Raw genomic sequence first — 24,844 nt, 5'->3', positions numbered from 1 at the left:
AGAAAGCCCGAAAGATTGTTGAAAAGAATTTGATATAAATTTGAAAAAAAGCTTTAATTTTAAAATCTAAAAATAAAAATACTGCATGTTTGAATTAACATATGATTTGGAAGATATCGATGCGAAAATCTTCTATGGAGTTAATAACCAATATTTCAACTTAATAAAATCAAGCTTTCCAACCATTAAAATCACAGGAAGAGATCATTATATCTTTGCGATGGGTAATCAGGAAGCATTAGACATACTGAAGCAAAAACTGAATGATATTGTCGGTTTTATTTCTAAAAACAATTCAATTGGGCTGAAAGACGTTGAAAATATATTGAATATTAAAGACGAAAACGAGAAACAACTGGTTTTCGATCAGGATATTATTGTAAAAGGAGTAAACGGAAAAGTCATTAAGGCTAAAACAACCAATCTTAAAAAGCTGGTAAAAGAAACGGAGAAAAAGGATATGGTTTTCGCCATTGGTCCTGCCGGAACCGGAAAAACGTATACCAGTGTAGCGCTGGCAGCAAGAGCTTTAAGAGATAAAGAAGTGAAAAGAATCATTCTAACAAGGCCGGCTGTAGAAGCGGGAGAAAGTCTTGGATTCTTGCCGGGAGATCTTAAAGAAAAACTGGATCCCTATTTACAACCTTTATATGATGCACTTCGAGATATGATTCCTCATGAAAAACTGGAAGGTTTTATTGAGAAAAAAGTGATTGAAGTGGCGCCATTGGCTTTCATGAGAGGAAGAACACTGGATGATGCTTTTGTAATTTTAGATGAAGCCCAGAATACGACCCACTCTCAGATGAAGATGTTTTTAACCAGAATGGGAATGAATGCGAAATTTATTATCACAGGAGATCCTACCCAGGTCGATTTGCCACCAAAACAACAATCCGGGCTGAAAGAAGCTATGAGGATTCTAAGCGGAGTAAAAGAAATCGGGTTTGTACATCTTACAGAAGAGGATGTGGTAAGACACCCTGTTGTAAGAAAGATTATTCTTGCTTATAATGATGAAGAGAAAAGACTGAGAAACGATTAATTTTTTGTTGCCAGAAAGTTACATTTAGGTGAAATTTAAAATATATCCGATCAATCCTGAAAAATTGGGAATATATTCGTAAGGAATTTTAAACTTAACCATGAAAAAACTTTTATCGTTCACATTAATTTCTTTAATAGGAATAAGCTTAAGTGCTCAAAAAAATACAGTCGGGATCAGAGCCGGCATTGGACGTTCTACTTTAAAGACGGACTATGCCGATTCTGATTTCGATTTTTCATCTAAAGGAATGATAACAGCACATGTTGCTATCTTCCTCGAACATAAATTAAATCAGAATTTTGCTTTACAGACCGAGTTGGGATTTGCGAGAGCCGGCGGAAGAAATAGTTGGGATTACCAGGAAGATGAATTTCATGATTATACTATTATAAATGCTATTTCTCTTGGAAAACTAAATGTTCCTTTAATGGCTAAATATTATTTTAATGAAAAATTTAATATTAATGCAGGTGCCAATATGGCTTTTGTTGTAGCAGCAGAAAGTAAATACAAAACCAGTGGTAAATACGGATTTGAATTATATCTAAACTTATTGAGAGAGGCTGAGGATATTAAGAAAAAAATAAAATCCTTTGAAATAAATCCTTTCTTGGGAGTAGAATTTCATTTGAATAAAAAAATATTTATTGACGGACGTTATATCTTCGGAGTATCTGATATTGCAAAAAACAGTAATGGAGAAGGTTATAATATGCTTAAAAGCAGCTCACTTCAGATTGGGATAGGTTTTAAATTTAATAAATTAAGTTTTTAAGTTTAAAGAATTAAATATCATATTTTTCTTAATTCCAGTAATAAAAAACGGTATAATTTTCATATTTGAAAAAAAAGACTATTTTTGCCACTTATTAAAATTTAAAAACTAATTAACAATGAAAAAACTTCTACTTATTGCAGCGGTCGCTGTTATGGGAATTTCTGCAAACGCACAAGAATTTCGTTTTGGTCCAAAAGCTGGTTTCGCAATGTCAACGATTAAACTGGATGATAAGCAGGATGATCTTGATGGAAGAAAAATGTCTCCTAAATATACCTTTTATATCGGTGGGATGGCTGAGTACAAATTCAATGATAACTTTGCTGTTCAGGGGGAGGTTTTGTATTCGCCACTTGGAGCTAAAGAAAAGATTGATGGAGTAAATGCCGGAGGGATGTATTTTGGTGAATCAACAAAAGTGACTTTTGGAACTCTTTTAGTTCCGGTTTCTGCAAAATACTTCATTACAGAAAATTTCTCTGTAGCTGCAGGTCTTAACGTGGGAATCATTCTTACGGCTAAACAAAAGTCTGTAATTGGTTCAGATTTCCTTGATGTGGAAGTGGAAGGTGAAGGTGGTGATGTAGATATTAAAAAAGATATCAAATCATTAAACCTTGCTCCGTTCTTAGGCGTTGAATATATGTTGGAAAACGGACTTTTCTTTGATGCAAGATACAGCTTAGGAGTATCAAACCTATCTAATGACAACAGCGGAGGTACTGTAAAGAATAGCTTTGCTCAGGTGGGTGTAGGTTTCAAATTCGGAGGAAACTAATTCTAAAATTTTAGTATCAGATCATGATATACAGCGGGATAATTTTATCCCGCTTTTTTTCGTTGCAGGGCAGTTTATTCTAAATAATGAAAATAATTATTACTTTTGCAGAATAATTCAAAGCTACTAAAAAAATGAAAAAACTATTATTACTAGGTGCTTTTGCACTTTTAGGAGGTGCTGCTCAAGCGCAGGAAGGTTTTAAACTTGGTGGACATATTGGTGTTCCTGTATCTGATGCAAGTGATGTATCTTCATTTACATTAGGAGTGGATGCAGCTTATATGTGGAATATTGCTAAAGGTTTTGACCTTGGGGTAACCACAGGATATTCTCACTTCTTCGGAAAAGATCACTTTGATGATTTCGGATTTGTGCCTGTAGCTGTTTCCGGGAAATATAAATTTAAAGGAGCTCCTATCTTTGTAGGATTAGACCTTGGATATGGTATTTCTACAAAGGATGGGGTAGACGGTGGTTTCTATGCACAGCCTAAATTTGGATACCAGATGTCTAAAGGAGAGTTGTACATCGGATATCAGTCTATCAGTAACAGACGTGATTATGGCTGGTACAGAGACAACTGGAGTGTAGGCGCTGTAAACTTAGGATTTAATTTCTTTATCAAATAAAGACAGTTGAAAAATACCTGAACTCCGGCCGAAGGCTGGAGTTTTTTTGATATACTATAAGCAGACTCTTTTATCAGAAATTTTTGAAATAAAGGTCCTACAGCGATTAGGGAAAGACAAAATAACCTTAAATTATAAACTTTTGTTTAAATTTTAAGAGTTAATAACTTAAAAATTAGTATTTTAGGTTAATGTATTTTAGCGTTTTTCCAGAATTCATGGGGTTTTAGAAAAAATATGAAAATTCAAAAAAGTAAACATATTCTCCTCTCGTTAATAAAATGTAGTTTTTTTATTCATAATATTGTGAAAAACTCAACGTATTCTCATAAGTAGGATTTATTATTATAAAACCCTAAATTTTAACAATGATATTAATCACATTAACAAATTTTAATATTAGTGGGGACCACTGTAAATTTGCCCTCAGAAAGTATTAAAATTTTTTAAAATGAAAAAAATATTATTAGCGGGTGCTGTTGCACTTTTTGGTTTATCAAACGCTCAGATTGCTAAAGGAACTACATATTTATCAGGATCTGTTGGTTATTCTCAAGTAGAAACTAACAACGGAAACATTAAAACAGAAAACTTCAACGTATTACCTACAGTTGGATATTTCGTAAACACTAACTTGGCAATCGGATTAGGAGTTGGTTACCAAACTGAAAAGAACACTGTGTCTACTACTACAACTTTAGGAAACACTACAGTCGTAAACGAAAAAATAGTTAAAACTCCAGCTTTTGTTGTTGCTCCATTTGTAAGAAAATACTGGACTTTATCTGACAAGCTATATTTCTTCGGACAATTAGCAGTGCCAATGCAGTTTGGAAAAACTGAAACTGAAAACAACTCTGTAGCTACAACTACAACAGGTTCAGGAACTACTGTTTCTTCTAACTCTACTTCTACTGAAGCTAAATACACTAAAATTGGTGTTACTGTGAAGCCAGGTTTAGATTATTTCTTAAACAAGAACTGGTCTATCGAAGCTACTATCGGTGAGTTCGGTTATAGCAACTACAAGCCAAAAGATGGTGATGCTACAAACAACTATAACTTCGGATTGAATTTATCTTCTGTAACTTTCGGAGTTAAATATGTATTTGCAAAGTAATAAACAAAGCATATAACAAGAAAGCCCTGAGAAACTCTTAGGGCTTTTTTCTATACAAACTAATATAATAATCATGAAAAAAATTGTATTGATGGGCGCTGTTGCGCTTTTCGGTTTATCTAACGCACAGATTGCAAAAGGAACTTCTTATCTTTCAGGACAGGTAGGATATTATCACAGTGAAAAGGACGAATTCAACACTACAAGAAAGGATGATGTGATCAGAATCCTTCCTACAGCGGGGTATTTCGTTACTACTAACTTAGCCGTGGGACTTAGTGTAGGCTATAAAAGTGCTATTACAAAATACAAAGTGGGGAATGCAGCGATTAGCAATGTAATGGAAATTAAAGATACAGATAATGCTTTTGTAGTAGCTCCATTCGTGAGAAAATACTGGACTTTATCTGATAAATTATACATCTTCGGACAGTTACAGGTTCCATTGGAGTTCGGTAAGGAAAAAATGAATGCAAACAGTAATATTAACGATGCAGATCCTTTGCTTACAGCTGCTTTAAATAGAGAAAATAACTATACCAATATTGGAGTGAATATCAAACCAGGTCTGGATTATTTCATAACGAAGAACTGGTCAATTGAAGCAACAATAGGTGAATTCGGATACAATACTTACAAAAGAGATATTGACGGTGCCAGAAGAGCTGATGATTACAAATTCGGCATCAGTTTAACTTCCGTGACTTTTGGAGTTAAATATGTATTTGCAAAATAAAAAATAGATATATATAAACAGTTCAGAGAGGTTTCTTTGGACTGTTTTTAGTCTTAAACTAATTAAATATAATATAATCATGAAAAAAATCTTATTAGTATCTGCAATCGCTTTATTTGCAGGCTTAAATGCACAAACTACATTCGGAGTAAAAGCAGGGTATGCTTTGTCAAAACTGAATTCTAATGAAAATGATGTTGAGTTTGGAGGAATTGAAGGAAGTTTAAAATCGAAGTCAGGATTTTATATCGGTGGTTTGGTTGAGCATAAATTCAATAATAAGTTTGCTATTCAGGGAGAGCTGGAATATGCTAATCTTGGAGGAAAGGCAGAGGTTGCATTACCTGGCATTACAGTAACTGAAAAGATGAACCTGAATAGAATTGTAATTCCTTTATCTGCAAGATATTATGCAACACCTGAACTGGGAATTTATGCAGGTCCATATGTGAGTTTTAAGACCAATAACAAAGTGAAATTTGAAATGAGCGGTCCTAATGCAGTGATGACAAATCCTGCCGGAATCAGAGAAGGAGAGAGATATGTAGAAAAATTTTTGGATGACTCTTTAAAATCTACAGATTTCGGATTGTTCTTTGGAGCGGATTACAAAGTGTATAAAGGATTGTTTATAGATGCCCGTTACAGCTTTGGTCTTACCAATATGATCAAAAATCCAGTAGATGGTGAAAAACTGAAAATGAATTTCTTCCAGCTAGGATTAGGATATAAGTTTAAATAAACAGATCGTTATAAAAACAAAAAACTCTCAGAATTTCTGAGAGTTTTTTTATGAATAATTTTGTCTTTCTTATTTTCCAAACATTCCACCCATTCCAGGCATGTTTGGCATTTTGCTCATCATCTGCATCATCTGCTTTCCTTGAGGGCCTTGCATCATCTTCATCATTTTACCCATTTGCTCGAATTGTTTCATCAATTGATTTACATCTTCGATCTTTCTTCCGGCACCTTTGGCAATTCTTCCTTTTCTCTGGGTGTTGATGATAGAAGGTCTTCTTCTTTCTTCAGGCGTCATAGAGTAGATGATTGCTTCAATGTGTTTAAATGCATCATCACTGATCTCTACATCCTTGATCGCTTTTCCAACCCCAGGAATCATTCCCATCAAGTCTTTCATGTTACCCATTTTCTTGATCTGGTTGATCTGTTTTAGGAAATCATCAAAACCGAATTCGTTTTTAGCGATTTTTTTGTGAAGTTTTTTAGCTTCTTCTTCATCAAACTGCTCCTGAGCTCTTTCTACTAAGGAAACAACGTCTCCCATTCCCAGAATTCTGTCTGCCATTCTTTCCGGGTAGAAAAGATCCAGAGCTTCCATTTTTTCTCCTGTAGAGATGAACTTGATTGGTTTTTCAACAACAGAACGAATCGTTAAAGCGGCTCCACCACGGGTATCACCATCTAATTTAGTCAAAACGACTCCGTCAAAATTCAAAGCATCGTTGAATGCTTTTGCCGTATTCACAGCATCCTGACCTGTCATTGAGTCAACAACGAATAGCGTTTCATTGGGTTTAATGAAGTAATGAACAGATTTAATCTCGTTCATCATCTGCTCATCAATTGCCAAACGACCTGCCGTATCCACGATCACAACATCATGACCGTTTGATTTTGCAAAATTAATTGCGTTTTCAGCAATCGTAGAAGGATTTGTGGAACCTTCTTCTGTGAAAACAGGAACCCCGATTTGCCCACCTAAAACTTTTAGCTGGTCAATTGCAGCAGGACGGTAAACGTCACATGCTACCAATAAAGGTTTTTTATTTCTTTTTGTTTGTAAATAATTAGCAAGCTTCCCTGAGAATGTAGTCTTACCAGAACCCTGAAGACCTGCAATAAGGATTACAGATGGCTTTCCTGAAAGATTGATTCCTTCCTGAGAACCTCCCATAAGGTCTACCAATTCATCATGAACGATTTTCGTCATAAGTTGTCCAGGTGTAAGCGAAGTAAGAACGTTCTCTCCTAATGCCTTATCCTGAACTCTTTTAGTAAGATCTTTTGCAACTTTATAGTTAACGTCGGCATCTACCAATGCTCTACGGATCTCCTTTACGGTTTCCGCTACATTGATTTCGGTAATTTTTCCTCTACCGGAAATATTATGTAAAGCCTTGTCTAATTTATCCTGTAAACTATTAAACATATTGATTGTAAATTATAGGTTTGCAAAAATAAGGAATTTTTGGGATATCTAAAGTGTCCGGGACGTAATATTATATAGATAAGAAAAAATGATATATATCAAATCTTATCATAATACAATAGAAAAAGTCTATTTTTGCGGTCAATTAAAATTTAGAATGAAAATCAATCCCAATATTCTTGTTGTCATTTTATTCTTTCTGACGTTCCTGGTGCACTTTTCCCTTTGGAAATTTGTTTTTCACCTGGATGAAATTGTGATCATTAAATTTTATCTTTTTTTAAGCGTCATGTTTATGATGATGATCACTCTTATTATCTTAATCAATAGAGTAGCGCCGGAATTTTTAGGATTGTCTGTCATTGGTTTGATTCTTTTAAAATTCGGTTTAATGTACTTAATCAGAAAAAAACTGAACTTTGAAGTGATTCCAGGCTATAAATTCCATTTTATTATACCTTATTTTGTCCTGACAGCCCTGCTTACATACTATGCGATCAAGCTGATTAATCATGATAAAAAACAGTAAAATAATTTATTGAAACTAGAAAAAATATCATATTTTTGCACAACGAAAAAAACCTATCAATGTTTAAGAAATTCGCAGTTTTATTCTACAGTATTTTTGTATTAAACTTAGTGTCTGCACAGCACGGTGAGGCTACTGCTGGGGCAGCTCCTGCTCAAGAGCTTTCAGAGAAAGACAAAGTAAGCAAAGAAAACAAAGAGTTCATCGATCATCACTTGTTGGATGCACATGATTTCACATTGATGGTTGATAAAGAAGGTCATCACATTGGTTTCCCTCTTCCTGTTATTGTATATGACAACGGTTTTCACTCTTTTATGAGTAACAAAGAAGGGTTCATGCACGGAGAGCCTACTGAAGTAGACGGTTCTTTTTATGTGTTACACCACGAGAAAATCTATAAAACTGATGCAGCAGGAACTTTAACACTTGGTGAAGATGGTCATCCAACTAACGAAAAGCCATTAGATCTTTCAATTACGAAAAGTGTACTGATTATTTTATTAGTATCAATCTTTATGTTAGTGTTATTCGGTGGTATGGCTAAGTCTTATAAAAAATCAGTGGTTCCTACAGGTGCTGCAAGATTTTTAGAGCCGTTAATCATTTTCGTAAGAGATGAAGTTGCTATTCCAAACATCGGACATAAGTATAAAAGATTTATGGGTTATTTATTAACGGTATTCTTCTTTATTCTTTTCCTTAACGTTTTAGGATTAATGCCTTTCGGAATCAATGTTACAGGTAATATTACAATGACATTCTTCCTTGCAATCCTTACTTATCTGATTACAACATTCTCAGCTAACAAAGATTACTGGAAACACATCTTCTGGATGCCGGGAGTACCAGTTCCAATGAAACTGATCATGCTTCCTATCGAACTATTAGGAACAATCACTAAACCATTTGCTTTGATGATCCGACTTTTTGCAAACATGACTGCAGGTCACATCGTAGTAATGAGTTTGATCGGATTGATCTACGTATTTAAGAATTTTATCGCAGGTGTTGCATTCCCGTTCCTTACATTGGTAATTTACTTACTAGAGGTATTGGTAGCATTCCTACAGGCTTATATCTTTACAATGTTATCAGCTCTGTTTATCGGAATGGCAGTAGAAGAGCACGAGCACGAACATCATGCAGCTCACTAATTGAAATTATAAATTAAAGTAAAACAAATTTTTTAAAATTATATATTATGGAAATCCCTAAAATTGTAGGTGCTGGTATCGTAGTACTAGGTGTAGGTATCGGTCTTGGTAAAATCGGAGCTGCTGCTCTTGAAGCTATCGCTAGACAACCTGAGCAATCTGGAAAAATCCAAACAGCTATGCTTATCGCAGCTGCACTTGTAGAAGGTGTTGCGTTTGCTGCTCTATTCGCAGTAAACTAATTAAAATCAGACCATTATCTGTGACGGTTGGTTACAGGTAATGGTTCTTTAAAAAAAAGTAATAATTATTTATACATTTATATAATGGAATTAATTCATCAGTTTTCGTCAGGATTATTTATTATCCAGTCTGTTATTTTTCTAGCATTATTATTTTTGTTAGGTAAATTCGCTTGGAAACCTATTTTAAAGTCTATCAATGACAGAGAAACCTCTATTGTTGACGCCCTTAATCAAGCTAAATTAGCTAGAAAAGAAATGGAAACTTTAAAAGAAGATAACGAAAGAATCATTCGTGAAGCTAAAATCGAAAGAGACGCTATCCTTAAAGAAGCTAGAGAAATTAAAGACAGAATCGTAGGGGAAGCTAAAGATGTTGCTAAAACTGAAGGAGACAGAATGATCGAAGCGGCTAAACAGACTATCAATGCTGAGAAAAATGCTGCTATGGCAGACATCAAAACTCAAATTGGTACTTTATCTGTAAACATTGCTGAGTCTATCCTGAAACAAAAATTAGACAACAGCGAAGCTCAAAACGAATTAGTTCAAAATTATTTAAACAAATCAAACCTTAACTAAGAATGCTTACATCTAAAGTAGCTAAAAGATACGCACAAGGTTTACTTGATTTCACAAATGAGTCAGGTCAAACGGCTACTGTATTTTCTGAAATGAAAGATGTAGTAAAGATCATGAAAGAGTCTGCGGACTTAAATAAATTTTTTATGACTCCTTACATCGATTCTAAAAAGAAAATAGAAGTAGCAAGCGAAATTTTCAAAGGTTTATCTGTTTCTTCTCAGAATTTAATCAAGTTGGTGATTAAACACGGACGTGAAAACCAATTGAAAAATATCGCTCAGGAATTTATCAACAAGGTAGAAGACCTTAGTGGTGTACAGAGAATAACACTTACTACAGCAACTCCGCTTTCAAAAGAGAACCTTGATCAGATTTTAAGATCTACCAATCTTGTAAACGCTGATTCAAACTTTGATCTGAAAGTAAATGTAAAGCCTGAAATTCTTGGAGGATATGTTCTAAGAGTAGGTGACCAGCAGGTAGACGCGTCTGTGAAGACAAAATTGAACCAAGTTAAAAAAGATTTCCAATTAAATTAAGAAAAACAACCATACAATGGCAGAAATAAATCCGGCAGAAGTATCTGCGATCTTAAAACAGCAATTGGCCAACTTCGATACTCAATCAAACGTTGAGGAAGTAGGTACAGTTTTAACCATCGGTGATGGTATTGCTCGTGTATACGGGTTAGAAAACGTACAATACGGAGAGTTGGTGAAATTTTCTAGTGATGTAGAAGGTATTGTACTTAACCTTGAAGAAGACAACGTAGGTGTTGCTCTACTTGGTGAAAGTAAATTAGTAAAAGAAGGTGATACAGTAAGAAGAACAAACAGAATCTCTTCTATTAAAGTAGGAGAAGGTATGTTAGGAAGAGTAGTAGATACTCTTGGTAACCCTATCGATGGTAAAGGTCCTATTACTGGGGATTTATACGAAATGCCATTGGAAAGAAAAGCTCCTGGAGTTATCTTCAGACAGCCGGTAACTGAGCCTTTACAGTCAGGTATCGTTGCTATTGACTCTATGATCCCTGTAGGAAGAGGACAGAGAGAGCTTATCATTGGTGACAGACAGACAGGTAAAACTACTGTTGCGATCGATACGATCATCAACCAAAAAGAATTCTTTGATGCTGGGCAGCCAGTATATTGTATATATGTTGCTATCGGTCAGAAAGCTTCTACTGTAGCACAAATCGTTAAAACTCTTTCTGATAAAGGAGCTTTAGCTTATACTGTAATCGTTGCGGCTAACGCATCAGATCCAGTTCCAATGCAGGTATATTCTGCGATGGCAGGTGCTGCTATCGGTGAATTCTTCAGAGATACAGGTAGACCAGCATTGATCGTTTATGATGACTTATCTAAACAAGCTGTTGCTTACCGTGAGCTTTCTCTACTATTAAGAAGACCACCGGGCCGTGAAGCTTATCCTGGAGACGTTTTCTACCTTCACTCAAGACTATTGGAAAGAGCAGCAAAAGTAATCGCTGATGATAACATTGCTAAGCAAATGAACGATTTGCCAGAATCTCTTAAGCCAATTGTAAAAGGTGGTGGTTCATTAACGGCACTTCCAATTATTGAAACTCAGGCTGGTGACGTTTCTGCGTACATCCCTACCAACGTAATCTCTATTACGGACGGACAGATCTTCTTGGAGTCTGATCTATTCAACTCAGGGGTTCGTCCTGCGATCAACGTAGGTATCTCTGTATCCAGAGTAGGTGGTAACGCTCAGATCAAATCAATGAAAAAAGTATCTGGTACTTTGAAATTAGACCAGGCGCAATATAAAGAACTAGAAGCGTTTGCTAAGTTCGGTTCTGACCTTGATGCTTCTACTTTAGCAGTTATCTCTAAAGGTGAAAGAAACGTAGAGCTTCTTAAGCAGCCGGTAAACTCTCCACTTCCGGTAGACAGCCAGGTTGCAATGATCTACGCTGGAACTGAGAACTTGCTAAGAAATGTTCCTATCAGAAAAGTAAAAGAATTCCAGGTAGAGTATATCGCATTCCTGAGATCTAAGCACCCTGATACAATGGCAGCTATTAAAGCAGGTAAAATCGATAATGATATTACAGCAGTTCTTAAGCAGGCAGCTAACGATTTAGCTTCTAAATACAACTAAAAAATTCAATGTTTAAGGTTTAAAATATAGAGTTTTAAGCCTTAAACTTTAGACCTTAAACTTTGAACCCAAATTAATGGCAAACTTAAAAGAAATACGAGGCAGAATTACGTCAATTTCATCTACGATGCAGATTACACGTGCTATGAAAATGGTTTCCGCAGCGAAACTTAAAAAAGCACAGGATGCAATCGTAATGTTAAGACCTTATTCTGAAAAATTACAGGAGCTTATCCAGAATGTAAATTCTAGCTCAGATCCTGATCAGATTTCTGTATATGCTCAGAAAAGGGAGGTTAAAAGAATACTTTTCATCGCTGTTACTTCAAACAGAGGTCTTGCGGGAGCTTTTAACTCTTCAATTGTGAAAGAGCTTAACCTTCAGTTTCAGAACAATTCTCAATACGAGATTGAAGTTTTACCAATAGGTAAAAAAGTATATGATGCTGTAAGAAGAAACCGTTCAGTATATACTAACGGAAGTTCTGTTTATGATAACCTTAACTTTGATACAGTTGCTCATATCACTGAAGGTGTAATGACAAGTTTCAGAGAAGGTAAATTTGACGAAGTATATGTTATTTATAACAAATTCGTGAATGCGGCAACTCAGGAAGTAACTACAGAAAAACTTCTTCCGATTTCAATGCCTGAAAACACTGAGCCGCAGGTTGAAACAGATTATATCTTTGAACCTAACAGAGCTGAGATCCTGGATAATTTGATTCCAAAATCGATCAAAACTCAGGTTTTCAAATCAATCCTGGATTCAGTAGCATCTGAGCACGGAGCGAGAATGACTGCAATGCACAAAGCTACAGACAATGCAGAGGCGTTGAGAAATGATCTGAAGATCTTCTACAACAAAGCAAGACAGGCTGCAATTACCAACGAAATTTTGGAAATTGTTTCCGGAGCAGAAGCTTTGAAAAATTCATAAAGAATTATTTTAAGATACAATTAAAAGCACCGAAATTATCGGTGCTTTTTTGTTTATATCATGCTGAAACTGTTGTTTGATGCCCAAAAATCTTCTTTTTATAGATGAATGGAAGAATCCCCTCAATTATTTTTTTTATTGAAAATCAACGGTGTTGTATCGGGTCATATTTTCTTTCAAAAAATCCTCAATCAAAAAAATCTATCCCGGATTCAGGTTATTTTTATTTTACATATCTTTGTACTTAATAAAATATATACAATCTCTAAATGGACTCGGACATAGTCAGGCTTTTGCTGGCCTTATTTCTTGTTTTACTAAATGGCTTCTTCGTAGCCGCAGAATTTTCAATTGTTAAAGTTCGTTATTCACAAATTCAGTTAAAAGCCGCAGAAGGTAATTCTATGGCTAAACAGGCAGAACATATCATCAAGCATCTTGATGAATATCTTTCCGCTACACAATTAGGAATTACATTGGCGTCCCTTGCCCTTGGTTGGGTAGGAGAAAGTGCCCTGCATCATATTGTTGAAAATATTTTCACCTCTTTGAGTATTGATCTTACTCAGACAACAATTACTACAATTTCAGTAGTGACCAGTTTTGTATTGATTACAATCATGCACATTGTATTTGGTGAGCTTATCCCAAAATCTATTGCGATCAGAAAATCTGAAGCAACTACAATGGCAACTGCTGTTCCGCTAAGAGTTTTTTACACGATTTTTAAACCGTTTATCTGGTTGATGAACTCAATGTCAAATGGTTTTCTTAGATTGGTTAAAATTCACCCGGCTTCCGAACAGGAAATTCACTCTACAGAAGAACTTCAGCTTTTGGTAAAACAAAGTGCTGACAGCGGAGAGATTGAAGAAGAGAACTATGAGATCATCAAAAATGCATTTGATTTTACCGATCATTCTGCTAAGCAGATCATGGTTCCAAGACAAAATATTACTTCTATCGATTTTGAAGAAGATGTGAATGATATCATCAATAAGATTATGGACAGCGGATATTCCCGTATTCCTGTATACATCGACTCTATTGATAATATTATCGGGATTTTCTATACAAAAGAAATCATCAGAGAATTTGTCAAAAGAAAAGGAAATCTGGATCATGAAGATCTTAAAGATTTAATGCGGGATGCCTTTTTCGTCGTAGAAAGTAAAAAAGTTTCGGACTTACTGAAAACGTTCCAGCTTAAAAAGCAACATATTGCTGTCGTTATCGACGAGTTTGGTGGAACTGAAGGAATTATTACATTAGAAGATATTCTGGAAGAACTGGTAGGGGAAATTCAGGATGAAGAAGACGATGAAGAAAAAATCGTTGATAAAATATCGGATAATACCTATTGGGTACAGGCTACACAGCCTTTAGATGAAATCAATGAATTCCTGCCTAAAAAACTTCCGCTTTCAGAGGAAAGTGAGTACAATTCATTAGCCGGATTCATTCTTTATGAGTTGGAAGACATTCCGGAAGAAAACCAGGAGTTTGATCTTGAAGATTATCACTTTAAAATTCTGAAAATGAATAATAAAAGTGTGGAACTTGTAGAATTGGTCTATGAAGAACCTAATGCTATAGATCATTTGGCAGATAAAATTGGAGAAGTTTAAAACAAACAGTTAGAATGAATTTTTATAACAGTATAAAAGATTACGAAGACCCAAAACGGCAGTATGAGGAAGAAGTTCTCGTTCTGGATGATACGGATGAAGTCTATAAACTGGTACTGCATAACGACGATGTTCATACATTTGATTATGTCATAGACTGTCTGATCGAAATATGCAAACATACACTGGAGCAGGCTGAGCAATGTACAATCCTTGTTCACTACAAGGGCAAATGTAGCGTAAAAACAGGCTCAATGGATGTTTTAAAGCCTATGCATGAAAAATTAATTTCGCGCGAATTAACAAGCGAAATCGTATAAAATAAAAACCGGCAAGTTTATTGCCGGTTTTTTTTATTGAATCCGAATGGGAAAGTTGAGGAATAGCAATAAATGGCAAGAAGTAGCAGGTTTCAGAAAAATCTTATAACCTTTAAATACTTTAATCTTTTAATTTCTCAATACTCTTACATTGTCATATTTTATCTAAAATAGTATATTTGTACCAACTATAAAGAAACAAAAAAATAATGCTTGTAATAGGAATTGCCGGTGGTACAGGATCCGGCAAAACTACAGTTGTTGACAAGATACTTCAGCAGCTTGATATTGAGGGAATGAATATCCTTTCTCAGGATAATTATTATCACGACAACCAAGGTCTTACATTGACAGAAAGAGAAGCTCTTAATTATGACCACCCGAAATCAATAGACTTTGACCTACTGATAAAACATGTAAAAGCTTTGAAAAATAATGAGCCTATTGAACAGCCCATTTACAGCTTTGTTACTCATTCCAGAACAGGAGATCATGTGACTGTAGAACCTAAAAACGTATTGGTAGTAGAAGGAATTCTGGTTCTTACCAACAAAGAATTACTGAAAGAATTTGATTTGAAAGTATTCGTTCATGCAGATTCTGACGAAAGACTGATCAGGAGGATCAGGAGAGATACCCAGGAAAGGGGGAGAGATCTGAGCGAAGTTTTACACCGTTATCAGACTACATTGAAACCAATGCACCAGGAATTCATAGAACCATCTAAAAATGATGCCGATCTTATTATCCCTAATATGAAGCAGAATTCCGTAGCGATTGATTTTTTAACTACCGTTATTAAAAACTCGTTGAAAAAACATTAAAAAAATGGAAGAAAACAACCTTATCAAAGACATTCAGCCGAAATCTGAAACATTCAAACTTATACAGAAATATGTTTTGAACAAGTATACCATTACGATTTGTCTGTTTTTGGTATGGATGGTTTTTTTCGATAAAACGTCATTTCTTGTAATTAATGAACTCAATGGTGAGATCAGAAAATATGAAGAGCAGCTGGACTTTTACAAAAAAGAATACGAAAAAAATGATGCTTTTTATAAAAAACTGATGAACAACAAATCAGAGAAAGAAAAATACGCAAGAGAAAATTATTTTATGAAAAAACCAAATGAAGAGATCTTCATTCTGGTGGTGGACAGTACAAAAGTTGCTAAAAAGTAATAAAAGTTGAATAGAATTACGTTAATGATGAATGAATTTTTAGTTTTTAAAATTCACTTGCGAAGCAGAATTCACCATTGACCATTCACAAATAAAAAAACTAATGTCAAATACAGATATATTTTCAAACTGGGAAAATTTAGTCAAAAAACAACTTAAGACAGAGGATATTTACCCTATTTTAGAAAAGCCGAATTTGGAAGGAATAGAGGTGAAGCCTTTTTACACAGAGGTTCAGAAGCCTTTGGTAAATCTGCCCAGAGTTGAAGAAAGTACCCATTTGGTAGCAAAATACCATGAAAGTTTAGAAGAAGAAGTATTTGCATTTATCCTTGATCATAATGTTGAAAATCTTAATCAGAAGACTCTTTTTGTCAACAACAAAGAACTTGCAGGACATATAAGTCCTAAAGAAGAAGACCAGTATTTTTCACTGATTGACATTTTTAATGAAAAAGAAGGAAATATAGACGATCAGCTGGCTAAAGAATTACTGGCTAAAGACTTTAAAAGAAATATCTGTGTTGATATTTCACTGCATCAGAATGCCGGAGCAGCTATTTATCAACAGCTTGGTATTGCGCTCGCAAAAACTAAGGAGCTGGTAGAAGCTTATGGTGCAGAAATTTTGAATAAACTGATCTTCAGAATAGCAGTGGGAGGAAATTATTTCTTTGAAATGGCAAAACTGAGAGCCTTTAAAATCGTTTTCAACCAGTTTTCCAAAGAATATGGAATGGACGAAGTTCCATACATCTTTGCAGAAACTTCAATGAGAAATAAGGCCGTTTCTGACAATGAAAATAACCTGATCCGTTCTACATTAGAACTTGCTTCCGCCATGATCGGAGGGGCAGACGCTGTTTTTACCAATAATTATCTTGTCAGCAGAAGTACGGATAATTCGGAAGAAATTTCCTTCAAACAACAGATTGTGCTGGCTTACGAGAGTATCATCAATGTATTTGAAGATGCAGCAAACGGAAGTTATTATATTGAAGATATTACGAAGCAGTTTGCAGAAAAATCCTGGGCATTATTTGTTGAAACTGAAGACGCAGGAGGGTATCTTGAATTGTTAAAACAAGGCGTTATTCAGAAGAAGATCTATGATCACGCTATTGAAGAACAACAATGGATTGAAGAAGGGAAAATAAAGCTGATTGGAGTGAATTTATACCCTAAATTAGACGTTAAAAAGTCTATCGGAGATCTATATAACGAAAATGAAATAAAAGCCGTCCGTTGGGCTGAAATGTTTGAATAAGACCTCTTTAAAATAAACTGAGATATTTCGGCTCCGCTTAGTATGACACTGTTAAATATACTACTTAATTTTTTCATTATAAATTAAGTACTTAGTATTAGCGTTGTCATGCTGAGCGGAGTCGAAGCATTTTAACCCAATGAATGTAAAAAGTGGTGCAATCTGTGGAAAATAAATTAATAAACAAAGACATTCAAAACTATATCAATGCAAATCTGAATGCAGATTTACATGCATTACTTCTGAAAAAATCACCTTTTCCGGAAGTTTCTATGCAGGAAATTGTACAGCAGATCAAAGGAAAACAGGTTGCAGAAAGAAAATTTCCTTTTCTTTTGAAAGAAGGTATCATTTTCCCGCCACAGCTTAATCTGGAGCAGTCATCATCTGAAAAAACTGCCCTTTATAAGTCCGAAATGATGAAAGGGAATCAATTTATCGATCTTACGAGCGGTTTTGGTATTGATGCCTATTATCTGTCTCAAAACTTTGAGCATATCACTTTGGTAGAGCAGAATACAGAGCTTTTGGAAATTGTAGCCCATAATTGGAATACTTTGGGACGCCAGGCAAATTTTATCAACAGAAAGCTTGAAGATTTCCTGAACGAGAATCAGGAACATTTTGATACCATTTATCTTGATCCGGCCAGAAGAGATCAGCAAAAAAACAAAGTTTTTCTTTTAGAAGACCTTTCTCCTGATATTCTTGAAATTCAAGGAAAATTGCTGTCTATTTCTGATCAGGTAGTCATTAAACTCTCTCCACTTATTGATCTTAAGTATCTTGTGTCAGTACTGCCGGGTATTTTAAGGATAGAAATTATTGCCCTTAAAAATGATGTAAAAGAAGTTGTTATTATTTTATCCAATGAAAATGCAGGTGAGATTATCTGCAATTGTGTGAACCTTGAGAGTGGAGAATCTGGCTTCACCTTCATATTTGGAGAAGAAGAAAGGGCAGAATCAGAATATTCTGAGCCTGAAAAATACATTTACATCCCTAATAACTCTATTTTGAAAGCCGGAATCTTTAATTTAATTTCGCAAAAATTCGGATTGAAAAAACTTCATCCTAACAGCCATTTTTATACCTCAGGTGAAAAAAAGCAAGACTTTCCCGGGAGAATTCTGGAAATGAAACCGGTTGACTCTAAAAATATTAAGAAAAAAGAACAGTTTAATATTATTTCAAAAAATTATCCTTTAAAACCTGAAGAAATCAAGAAAAAATATGGCTTGAAAGACGGGGGAGATCATTACCTTATTTTTACACAATCCAAAAAAGGGAAAATAATATTAAAATCAGTATAAAAATGTTGCCGAAAAAAGCAGGATTTCTTACTTTTGGGCAATCAAAAATTTAAACATGAAATCGCCGATGTTTGGATACATCAGAATAGACTAAAACAGTGCGGTTTCATATGATCTTAAAAAAATAATTTTACATATGAAAAAATTAGTTATATGTTTAGCAATTGCAACAGTAGCGGTAAGTTGTAAGAAAGTATCAGCTGGTGGAAATAAAGGGACTTTGAAACTGGAAGAAGGAGTAGAAAGATATTCTGATGCTGCACAGGGAGAGGGTCACGGACATGCAGCTGCTGCAGAACATAAAGAAGAAGTTGCAGCAAAACCAGAAGCTGAAGCTCCTAAAACAGACAGTACTGCTGCTGCAAAACCTGCTGAAGCTGAAAAGGCTCCAAAAGCTGAACACTAATTAGAAGTACAAAATATACAAGTGCCCTGTTTTTGCAGGGCATTTTTTATTAAAAAAGAGGGCTATAAAGCTCATTAGCATAAGGTTGGGAAAATCCTGCGTTTTTGTTTGTCCCTGCCGGGCATTTTTTTTAATTTTAACAAAATAAATTTTTACAATGCAAGAGACATTAAATTACATTAACGAAAACAAACAACGTTTCGTGGATGAATTATTTGAGTTATTGAGAATTCCTTCTATTTCTGCAGATCCGGCGTATAAAGATGACGTTTTGAAATGTGCAGATGTTGTGGCGGCACACCTTAAAAATGCAGGAGCTGATAATGTTGAAGTTTGCCAGACTAAAGGTTATCCAATTGTTTTCGGAGAGAAAATTTTAGATAAAAGTTTACCTACAGTATTGGTATATGGACATTATGATGTTCAGCCGGCAGATCCATTGGAACTATGGACAAAACCACCTTTTGAACCTTATATTGAAAAAACGGAACTACATCCTGAAGGAGCTATTTTTGCAAGAGGTTCTGCGGATGATAAAGGACAGTTCTTCATGCACCTGAAAGCTTTTGAAGCTATGATGAAAACCAATGCTCTTCCTTGTAACGTTAAATTTATTTTAGAAGGAGAAGAAGAAGTGGGTTCTGTAAGCTTAGGAGACTGGGTAAATGAAAATAAAGAGAAATTAGCTTGCGACTGTATCTTAATTTCCGATACTCATATTTACAGCAACGAACAACCAACGGTTACAACAGGATTAAGAGGTTTAAGCTATGTAGAAGTAGAAGTGGAGGGTCCAAACAGAGATTTGCACTCAGGTCTTTACGGTGGGGCGGTTCCAAACCCTATTCACGTTCTTTCAAGAATGATTGCTAATCTGATTGATGAAAACGGTCATATTACAATTGACGGATTCTATGACAACGTAGAAACGGTTTCAGATGCAGACAGAGCTGATATGAACAAATTGAAAGACAATCCTGAAGAATTCAAAAAATCAATTGGATTAAGCAATATAGAAGGAGAAAAAGGATATACAACTTTAGAAAGAACATCTATCCGTCCTACTTTAGACTGCAACGGAATCTGGGGTGGCTATACAGGAGAAGGTGCAAAAACTGTTATTCCTTCTAAGGCTTTTGCTAAAATTTCAATGCGTTTGGTTCCTTACCAGACTCCTCAGGAAATCACGGAAAAATTCACGAAATATTTTGAAAAAATCGCTCCGGATACTGTAAAAATTAAAGTAACGCCTCACCATGGAGGAATGCCTTATGTTTTACCAACCAATACCAAAGAATTTGCAGCGGCAAAACAGGCGATGGAATCTGCATTTGGGAAAGAAGTTCTTCCATACAGAGGAGGAGGTAGTATTCCTATTACAGCGATGTTTGAGCAGGTTTTAGGAGCTAAGTCCGTATTGATGGGCTTCGGGTTGGATTCTGATGCGATCCACTCTCCAAACGAGCATTATGGATTATTTAATTTCTATAAAGGAATTGAAAGTATTCCGTTGTTCTTTGAAAATTATTCAAAGTAATTCAATGAAAATAAGATAAGGTAAGGTGTTTCTGAAAAGAGATACCTTATTTTTTTGCTCAGAATTGAGCTGTTTTATCTGTCTGGAAAGATATTTTTAATAGCTTTAAAAATTAAATTCACTGAGAATAAAAGGGTTATTTTTTATTTGCAATAAGTTATTTCACTATTCGTGGAAAGTTTATATTTTTAATACAAAACTTGATTTACTATGAAAAAATACTACTCAATTGCATTTTTACTATCATCAGTGTGTATTTTTGCACAGCAGACTGTATCCTTTGAGTCCAATGAAGGATTCAACCTTGGAAATATCCATGGCCAGGCAGGATGGATCAGCACTCCCACAGGAGGAGTTCCTGCAAATGTAATCCATCAAAGCATCAGTGCAGATAAAGCCAGCGATGGAAGCAGTTCCCTCAAAATTGTCAAAGAAACCACCTACGGAACCCAGTCTGATCCTATTATCGGAGGTTTTTATAACCTGCCGGCTCCTCTTGCTTACAACAATTTCTCCGTATCATTTGATATCAATATGTCGCAGCTCAATGGCTCTGACTTTGGTTTTCAGGGAGTAAATAGTGTTGATGATCAGTTTGTAGTGAGATTGGATTTTGATAAAACCGGACTGTTCAAGATCCTTAATACAGTATCCGGTATACAGGATTTGATTCCAATATCTTCAAACTGGCTGCCTAATATCTGGTATAGAATAAAAGTCGTAGGAACTGCCACAGATGTCAGATATTACCTTAATAATATTCTTATTTACACTGGTACTGCCGCAAGTTCAGTGAATATAGATCAGCTGCGTTTTGTGCATAATAATGCGTTGGGAACAGCCTATATTGATAATATTAAAGTGAATAGTGAACTATTGGTTTTAGGGATTCAAGATTCTGGGTTTACTGCAAAAGAAGTATCAGTTTATCCTAATCCTGCAAGTGATTTTATACATATTAATTTTCCCGGTACAGTAAAAAAGATTGAGATCTATGACAAATCAGGAAGGATAATAAAAACCGAAACAAACAGTAGTAAAATGGATGTAAAAGGGCTGCCTTCAGGTGTATATATGGTTAATATCACAACTGAAAAAAAGAATTTTACAGAAAAAGTACTCATCAGATAAATTATTCATTGATTTCCAAAACCTGTAATCTTTTAAGTCTGTTGTCATATTTATGGATGATTTTTTTGAAATGTTACTTTTCTTTAGGTTTAATATCTTTATTTGTTTTAGTTGAAATATATTATGTTAAATTATTGATTGTGTTTAAAATATTCGTTGATTTTGCCTTTTTGATTAAAATACATATATTTGCTCAAAACTAAAAAATATCATGAAGAAACTTTACATTTTCGCAATTTCGTTGATTTCCATATCATCTTTTGCCCAGCAGACCATCTCTTTTGAAGCCAGTGAAGGATATACAGCAGGAAACATTAATGGGCAGCAAGGTTGGGTGACTACCAATAATGGAGCTGTACCGCCAGTATATTTGACAAGTCAATTGGTATCAGCTGAAATGGCAAGCCAGGGTTCAAATAGCTTTAAAATAACTCCAGACCTGCCTTATGGTCCACAGCAAAGTCCTGTTATGGGTGGATTTTATACTTTTGCAACACCATTAACCTATAATAGCTTTACACAGTCATTTGATGTAAGACTTACCCAAAAAAATTCATCAAGCTCAGATTTTGTGTTCAGAACAGTGAGTACAACTGGTGCTGGAGGAATTGTTACTTATATTGACTTTTCTTACGACGGGAAAATTTTAATTGCAACAGCCGGGTCCAATAATTTAGTAGATACTAACCAGACCTGGAATGCCAACACATGGTACAGAGTGAAAATAGTGTCTACTGCTACAGGTATCCAATATTTCGTGAATGATGCTCTTATCTACACAGGACAGCCATTCAGTAACAATAATATTAACAGAATGGATTTTGTGCATGATAATTATGGAGGTTCTGCCTATATCGATAACATCAAAATCAATAATGAAGCATCACTGTCTACAAGAGATGCCGTTAAAAACGATGTGAAGCTATCCATTTATCCAAATCCTGCTACTGATGTGATAAAAATTACAACTCCTAATAAGATAAAACATGTTGAAGTATATGATATGTCAGGAAAAAGAATAGAGGTAACATTGAACGGTGATCAGGTGAATGTAAGAAACCTATCTTCCGGAGCCTATTTACTGAATGTAGAGACGGAGGGGAAAAACTTCACAGAGAAATTTATAAAAAAATAATTTCTGATAAATCTTAGTATCAGTAAAACGCTCCAATTGGAGCGTTTTTGTTATTTTAGAGAATTAAAATTCGGGAAACAATGGCAGAAAATAAAACAGCTTATATAACAGGAGGAACCAAAGGTATTGGTTTCGGAATTGCTAAAATTCTACTTGAAAATGGAATATCAGTAGCATTTTCAGGAAGAAAAAGAGAAGATGTCATGAAGGCGGAAGAAGAACTTAAACAATACTCAGAAGATGTTTTGGGGATTGTTTCTGACGTAAGAAGCCTGGAAAGCGAGCAGGAAGCGGTAAAATATACCGTTGAAAAGTTCGGAAGACTGGATTATATCATTGCTAATGCAGGATTAGGGATTTTTAAGCCTGTAGACGAACTCACCGCGGAAGAGTGGAATGATATGATCGAAACCAATCTTACAGGTGTTTTCTATACTTTAAAAGCTTCTGTAGAAGAATTAAAAAAGACAGAAGGATATTATATTACCATCTCAAGTCTCGCAGGTGCCAACTTTTTTGAAAACGGAACAGGATACAATGCCTCAAAATTCGGAGTGGTGGGTTTCACACAGGCTGCAATGATTGATTTAAGGAAATATAATATCAAGTCTACGGTAATTATGCCGGGGTCGGTGGCCACTCATTTTAATGGAAACATTCCGTCAGAAAAAGACAGTTGGAAAATTCAGCCTGAAGATATGGGGAACCTTATATTGGATATTTTAAAGATGAATCCAAGAGTTTTGCCAAGTAAAATAGAGTTTAGGGCTACTAAACCATCATAATGTTTGACCCTCAATAACTTTTTAAGATAACTGATTCAATAAGAATACATTAATTGATAGATGTTTTTATTTCACAGACAACTCTTTAAAGCTTTTGTTGTCTTATAAGCAGAAACCGTTCTTTCTTCATTTAATCACTAATAAATAGTAGTTAAAATCTACCTAATAACTGGTATTGATTTTATTTTTAAACTGAAGTAAGTTTGGTTTCGAATTAAAATAAAAATATGAAAAATTTTCTATCAATTAATGCATTTTTGTTGATTTTATTTCAAACATTGAATGCCCAGACCCTGGAAAGTGACAACTTTAATACGTATACTGTAGGAAATGTGGGAACAGACATTACTGCAGCTACTCCCGGACAAGGCGGGTTTTATACAGATTTTGCAGGAGGATCCAATTCGGAAGCACAGATTGTAAATATAGATGCTTCCCATGGAAAATCTTTACAGTTTACAGGAAGTGCTGGTGGTCCGGTGACAAAATATATGTGGAAAAATGGACTGGTAACAGCCTGGGCAGGAAGAACCTCCGGAAATGATATTCTTAAACTGAGTTTTAATCTTTATACAGGAAGTTCTACAGGAGGTGTAGGACGGGGAACTGTACTGATTTATGATGGAACAACTCATAAAACACTACTCGGAGCCGGATATGAATACAATACACAGCGAATTGTCGGAATCGCATACTACACCAAAATATCATCAGGAGTAACCGGGAATTACTTATTTTACCTGGAGCCTGCTACGACTACATATCCACCCAATACATGGATTACTTTGAGCTGTACATTCAATAAAACGACAGGAGTAGTTACATGGACAACCCCTGGTGGCGGCAATTATAGCCCTGCATCAACGCATACTCCTGCAGCGGCAGGCGTAGATCCTTTCGAAATGGATTTCGTTTCAGTAGCCGGCGCAGGAAATACCGTAGCCAATATTACTTCTTTTGATGATTATACGGTAACAGCTACAAATGCTGCAACATTGGGAACTAAAGAAGCGGTTGCAGAAAAAAACATGATTTCAGTCTACCCGAATCCTGCAACTGAATTCCTGAATATACAATCAGAAGCACCAGTCACTCAAGTTGAAGTTACCAATATGGCAGGAAGAAAAATGCAGGTTCAGTTAGATCACAACAAAATAGATATCCGCAATCTTACCCCGGGAATTTATACTGTCAACGTTGAAATAAAGGGAAACAAATTTTCTAAAAAAATCATAAAAAAATAATCTGAATCTTACTTCTGATAACACGAAAACGCTCTGTAATAG

General features: G+C 35.1%; 27 protein-coding genes. 26 read left to right on the top strand and 1 reads right to left on the bottom strand.

Going from position 1 to position 24,844, the window contains the following annotated elements:
• Positions 1 to 85 precede the first annotated feature (85 nt).
• The 7 genes from DYR29_RS05635 to DYR29_RS05605 all read left to right on the top strand — a co-directional run bounded on the left by DYR29_RS05635 (position 86) and on the right by DYR29_RS05605 (position 5,834).
• Positions 86 to 1,045: a PhoH family protein gene (locus DYR29_RS05635; protein ID WP_047425385.1), complete on the top strand. Its 960-nt coding sequence runs from the start codon at positions 86 to 88 to the stop codon at positions 1,043 to 1,045.
• Positions 1,046 to 1,145: 100 nt separating this feature from the next.
• The gene (locus DYR29_RS05630; RefSeq protein WP_213279655.1) at positions 1,146 to 1,823 is read left to right on the top strand and encodes a porin family protein; all 678 of its coding nucleotides are present in this window, start codon (positions 1,146 to 1,148) and stop codon (positions 1,821 to 1,823) included.
• A gap of 118 nt (positions 1,824 to 1,941) precedes the next feature.
• A complete protein-coding gene (locus DYR29_RS05625; protein ID WP_213279654.1) occupies positions 1,942 to 2,604 on the top strand; it encodes a porin family protein in 663 nt (220 codons plus the stop codon).
• A 134-nt stretch (positions 2,605 to 2,738) separates the two neighbouring features.
• Positions 2,739 to 3,236, top strand: a complete 498-nt coding sequence (locus DYR29_RS05620; RefSeq protein WP_213279653.1) for a hypothetical protein — start codon at positions 2,739 to 2,741, stop codon at positions 3,234 to 3,236.
• Positions 3,237 to 3,687: 451 nt separating this feature from the next.
• Entirely contained in the window at positions 3,688 to 4,356 is a 669-nt protein-coding gene (locus DYR29_RS05615) for an outer membrane beta-barrel protein (RefSeq protein ID WP_213279652.1), read from the top strand.
• A 73-nt stretch (positions 4,357 to 4,429) separates the two neighbouring features.
• Positions 4,430 to 5,092: an outer membrane beta-barrel protein gene (locus DYR29_RS05610; protein WP_213279651.1), complete on the top strand. Its 663-nt coding sequence runs from the start codon at positions 4,430 to 4,432 to the stop codon at positions 5,090 to 5,092.
• Between the two features lie 79 nt (positions 5,093 to 5,171).
• Complete coding sequence (locus tag DYR29_RS05605) at positions 5,172 to 5,834, top strand: porin family protein (RefSeq protein WP_213279650.1); 663 nt, start codon at positions 5,172 to 5,174, stop codon at positions 5,832 to 5,834.
• Between the two features lie 69 nt (positions 5,835 to 5,903).
• Here the strand turns inward: DYR29_RS05605 and ffh are convergent, their stop codons facing one another.
• A complete protein-coding gene (gene ffh, locus DYR29_RS05600) occupies positions 5,904 to 7,265 on the bottom strand; it encodes a signal recognition particle protein (protein ID WP_047425397.1) in 1,362 nt (453 codons plus the stop codon).
• A gap of 157 nt (positions 7,266 to 7,422) precedes the next feature.
• On the opposite strand from ffh, the gene DYR29_RS05595 reads away from it, so the two are divergent.
• From DYR29_RS05595 to DYR29_RS05505, 19 genes are all read left to right on the top strand, one after another.
• Positions 7,423 to 7,794, top strand: a complete 372-nt coding sequence (locus DYR29_RS05595) for a hypothetical protein (protein ID WP_047374405.1) — start codon at positions 7,423 to 7,425, stop codon at positions 7,792 to 7,794.
• A gap of 59 nt (positions 7,795 to 7,853) precedes the next feature.
• Entirely contained in the window at positions 7,854 to 8,951 is a 1,098-nt protein-coding gene (gene atpB / locus DYR29_RS05590) for a F0F1 ATP synthase subunit A (RefSeq protein ID WP_047425399.1), read from the top strand.
• Between the two features lie 47 nt (positions 8,952 to 8,998).
• Entirely contained in the window at positions 8,999 to 9,193 is a 195-nt protein-coding gene (atpE, locus tag DYR29_RS05585) for an ATP synthase F0 subunit C (RefSeq protein WP_002979108.1), read from the top strand.
• A gap of 84 nt (positions 9,194 to 9,277) precedes the next feature.
• On the top strand, positions 9,278 to 9,775 hold the full coding sequence (locus DYR29_RS05580) for a F0F1 ATP synthase subunit B (RefSeq protein ID WP_047374409.1): 498 nt from the start codon (positions 9,278 to 9,280) through the stop codon (positions 9,773 to 9,775).
• Positions 9,776 to 9,777: 2 nt separating this feature from the next.
• Entirely contained in the window at positions 9,778 to 10,317 is a 540-nt protein-coding gene (atpH, locus tag DYR29_RS05575) for an ATP synthase F1 subunit delta (RefSeq protein ID WP_213279649.1), read from the top strand.
• Positions 10,318 to 10,333: 16 nt separating this feature from the next.
• Positions 10,334 to 11,911 carry a F0F1 ATP synthase subunit alpha gene (atpA, locus tag DYR29_RS05570; protein WP_047425404.1) on the top strand — a complete coding sequence of 526 codons (1,578 nt, stop codon included), beginning with the start codon at positions 10,334 to 10,336 and terminating at the stop codon, positions 11,909 to 11,911.
• 76 nt (positions 11,912 to 11,987) lie between these two features.
• On the top strand, positions 11,988 to 12,851 hold the full coding sequence (gene atpG, locus DYR29_RS05565; RefSeq protein WP_142718005.1) for an ATP synthase F1 subunit gamma: 864 nt from the start codon (positions 11,988 to 11,990) through the stop codon (positions 12,849 to 12,851).
• 269 nt (positions 12,852 to 13,120) lie between these two features.
• Positions 13,121 to 14,479, top strand: coding sequence for a hemolysin family protein (locus tag DYR29_RS05560; protein WP_213279648.1), 1,359 nt, complete (start codon positions 13,121 to 13,123; stop codon positions 14,477 to 14,479).
• 14 nt (positions 14,480 to 14,493) lie between these two features.
• Positions 14,494 to 14,799 carry an ATP-dependent Clp protease adaptor ClpS gene (locus DYR29_RS05555; RefSeq protein ID WP_213279647.1) on the top strand — a complete coding sequence of 102 codons (306 nt, stop codon included), beginning with the start codon at positions 14,494 to 14,496 and terminating at the stop codon, positions 14,797 to 14,799.
• A 209-nt stretch (positions 14,800 to 15,008) separates the two neighbouring features.
• Positions 15,009 to 15,623: a uridine kinase gene (gene udk / locus DYR29_RS05550; RefSeq protein ID WP_129057369.1), complete on the top strand. Its 615-nt coding sequence runs from the start codon at positions 15,009 to 15,011 to the stop codon at positions 15,621 to 15,623.
• Positions 15,624 to 15,627: 4 nt separating this feature from the next.
• A complete protein-coding gene (locus DYR29_RS05545; protein ID WP_213279646.1) occupies positions 15,628 to 15,984 on the top strand; it encodes an FtsB family cell division protein in 357 nt (118 codons plus the stop codon).
• Between the two features lie 103 nt (positions 15,985 to 16,087).
• Entirely contained in the window at positions 16,088 to 17,251 is a 1,164-nt protein-coding gene (locus DYR29_RS05540) for a methylmalonyl-CoA mutase family protein (RefSeq protein ID WP_213279645.1), read from the top strand.
• A gap of 164 nt (positions 17,252 to 17,415) precedes the next feature.
• On the top strand, positions 17,416 to 18,564 hold the full coding sequence (locus DYR29_RS05535; protein ID WP_213279644.1) for a class I SAM-dependent methyltransferase: 1,149 nt from the start codon (positions 17,416 to 17,418) through the stop codon (positions 18,562 to 18,564).
• Positions 18,565 to 18,700: 136 nt separating this feature from the next.
• Positions 18,701 to 18,970, top strand: a complete 270-nt coding sequence (locus DYR29_RS05530; RefSeq protein ID WP_047425552.1) for a hypothetical protein — start codon at positions 18,701 to 18,703, stop codon at positions 18,968 to 18,970.
• Between the two features lie 157 nt (positions 18,971 to 19,127).
• A complete protein-coding gene (locus DYR29_RS05525; protein WP_213279643.1) occupies positions 19,128 to 20,507 on the top strand; it encodes a dipeptidase in 1,380 nt (459 codons plus the stop codon).
• A gap of 210 nt (positions 20,508 to 20,717) precedes the next feature.
• Positions 20,718 to 21,638 carry a T9SS type A sorting domain-containing protein gene (locus tag DYR29_RS05520; RefSeq protein WP_213279642.1) on the top strand — a complete coding sequence of 307 codons (921 nt, stop codon included), beginning with the start codon at positions 20,718 to 20,720 and terminating at the stop codon, positions 21,636 to 21,638.
• 211 nt (positions 21,639 to 21,849) lie between these two features.
• Complete coding sequence (locus DYR29_RS05515; protein WP_213279641.1) at positions 21,850 to 22,773, top strand: T9SS type A sorting domain-containing protein; 924 nt, start codon at positions 21,850 to 21,852, stop codon at positions 22,771 to 22,773.
• A gap of 80 nt (positions 22,774 to 22,853) precedes the next feature.
• The gene (locus DYR29_RS05510; protein ID WP_213279640.1) at positions 22,854 to 23,558 is read left to right on the top strand and encodes an SDR family oxidoreductase; all 705 of its coding nucleotides are present in this window, start codon (positions 22,854 to 22,856) and stop codon (positions 23,556 to 23,558) included.
• Positions 23,559 to 23,785: 227 nt separating this feature from the next.
• The gene (locus DYR29_RS05505; protein WP_213279639.1) at positions 23,786 to 24,802 is read left to right on the top strand and encodes a T9SS type A sorting domain-containing protein; all 1,017 of its coding nucleotides are present in this window, start codon (positions 23,786 to 23,788) and stop codon (positions 24,800 to 24,802) included.
• Positions 24,803 to 24,844: the final 42 nt, after the last annotated feature.

Source organism: Chryseobacterium indologenes (genome assembly GCF_018362995.1).
Lineage (GTDB): Bacteria > Bacteroidota > Bacteroidia > Flavobacteriales > Weeksellaceae > Chryseobacterium > Chryseobacterium indologenes_G.
The sequence above is the reverse complement of the archived record's forward strand: the minus strand, read 5'-3'. Positions and strand labels throughout refer to the sequence as shown.

What these genes read in the sequence shown, in the direction of transcription:
- DYR29_RS05635 (WP_047425385.1), top strand. Translation starts at nt 86, where the DNA reads ATGTTTGAATTAACATATGATTTGGAAGATATCGATGCGAAAATCTTC.
- DYR29_RS05630 (WP_213279655.1), top strand. Translation starts at nt 1,146, where the DNA reads ATGAAAAAACTTTTATCGTTCACATTAATTTCTTTAATAGGAATAAGC.
- DYR29_RS05625 (WP_213279654.1), top strand. Translation starts at nt 1,942, where the DNA reads ATGAAAAAACTTCTACTTATTGCAGCGGTCGCTGTTATGGGAATTTCT.
- DYR29_RS05620 (WP_213279653.1), top strand. Translation starts at nt 2,739, where the DNA reads ATGAAAAAACTATTATTACTAGGTGCTTTTGCACTTTTAGGAGGTGCT.
- DYR29_RS05615 (WP_213279652.1), top strand. Translation starts at nt 3,688, where the DNA reads ATGAAAAAAATATTATTAGCGGGTGCTGTTGCACTTTTTGGTTTATCA.
- DYR29_RS05610 (WP_213279651.1), top strand. Translation starts at nt 4,430, where the DNA reads ATGAAAAAAATTGTATTGATGGGCGCTGTTGCGCTTTTCGGTTTATCT.
- DYR29_RS05605 (WP_213279650.1), top strand. Translation starts at nt 5,172, where the DNA reads ATGAAAAAAATCTTATTAGTATCTGCAATCGCTTTATTTGCAGGCTTA.
- ffh (WP_047425397.1), bottom strand. Translation starts at nt 7,265, where the DNA reads ATGTTTAATAGTTTACAGGATAAATTAGACAAGGCTTTACATAATATT.
- DYR29_RS05595 (WP_047374405.1), top strand. Translation starts at nt 7,423, where the DNA reads ATGAAAATCAATCCCAATATTCTTGTTGTCATTTTATTCTTTCTGACG.
- atpB (WP_047425399.1), top strand. Translation starts at nt 7,854, where the DNA reads ATGTTTAAGAAATTCGCAGTTTTATTCTACAGTATTTTTGTATTAAAC.
- atpE (WP_002979108.1), top strand. Translation starts at nt 8,999, where the DNA reads ATGGAAATCCCTAAAATTGTAGGTGCTGGTATCGTAGTACTAGGTGTA.
- DYR29_RS05580 (WP_047374409.1), top strand. Translation starts at nt 9,278, where the DNA reads ATGGAATTAATTCATCAGTTTTCGTCAGGATTATTTATTATCCAGTCT.
- atpH (WP_213279649.1), top strand. Translation starts at nt 9,778, where the DNA reads ATGCTTACATCTAAAGTAGCTAAAAGATACGCACAAGGTTTACTTGAT.
- atpA (WP_047425404.1), top strand. Translation starts at nt 10,334, where the DNA reads ATGGCAGAAATAAATCCGGCAGAAGTATCTGCGATCTTAAAACAGCAA.
- atpG (WP_142718005.1), top strand. Translation starts at nt 11,988, where the DNA reads ATGGCAAACTTAAAAGAAATACGAGGCAGAATTACGTCAATTTCATCT.
- DYR29_RS05560 (WP_213279648.1), top strand. Translation starts at nt 13,121, where the DNA reads ATGGACTCGGACATAGTCAGGCTTTTGCTGGCCTTATTTCTTGTTTTA.
- DYR29_RS05555 (WP_213279647.1), top strand. Translation starts at nt 14,494, where the DNA reads ATGAATTTTTATAACAGTATAAAAGATTACGAAGACCCAAAACGGCAG.
- udk (WP_129057369.1), top strand. Translation starts at nt 15,009, where the DNA reads ATGCTTGTAATAGGAATTGCCGGTGGTACAGGATCCGGCAAAACTACA.
- DYR29_RS05545 (WP_213279646.1), top strand. Translation starts at nt 15,628, where the DNA reads ATGGAAGAAAACAACCTTATCAAAGACATTCAGCCGAAATCTGAAACA.
- DYR29_RS05540 (WP_213279645.1), top strand. Translation starts at nt 16,088, where the DNA reads ATGTCAAATACAGATATATTTTCAAACTGGGAAAATTTAGTCAAAAAA.
- DYR29_RS05530 (WP_047425552.1), top strand. Translation starts at nt 18,701, where the DNA reads ATGAAAAAATTAGTTATATGTTTAGCAATTGCAACAGTAGCGGTAAGT.
- DYR29_RS05525 (WP_213279643.1), top strand. Translation starts at nt 19,128, where the DNA reads ATGCAAGAGACATTAAATTACATTAACGAAAACAAACAACGTTTCGTG.
- DYR29_RS05520 (WP_213279642.1), top strand. Translation starts at nt 20,718, where the DNA reads ATGAAAAAATACTACTCAATTGCATTTTTACTATCATCAGTGTGTATT.
- DYR29_RS05515 (WP_213279641.1), top strand. Translation starts at nt 21,850, where the DNA reads ATGAAGAAACTTTACATTTTCGCAATTTCGTTGATTTCCATATCATCT.
- DYR29_RS05510 (WP_213279640.1), top strand. Translation starts at nt 22,854, where the DNA reads ATGGCAGAAAATAAAACAGCTTATATAACAGGAGGAACCAAAGGTATT.
- DYR29_RS05505 (WP_213279639.1), top strand. Translation starts at nt 23,786, where the DNA reads ATGAAAAATTTTCTATCAATTAATGCATTTTTGTTGATTTTATTTCAA.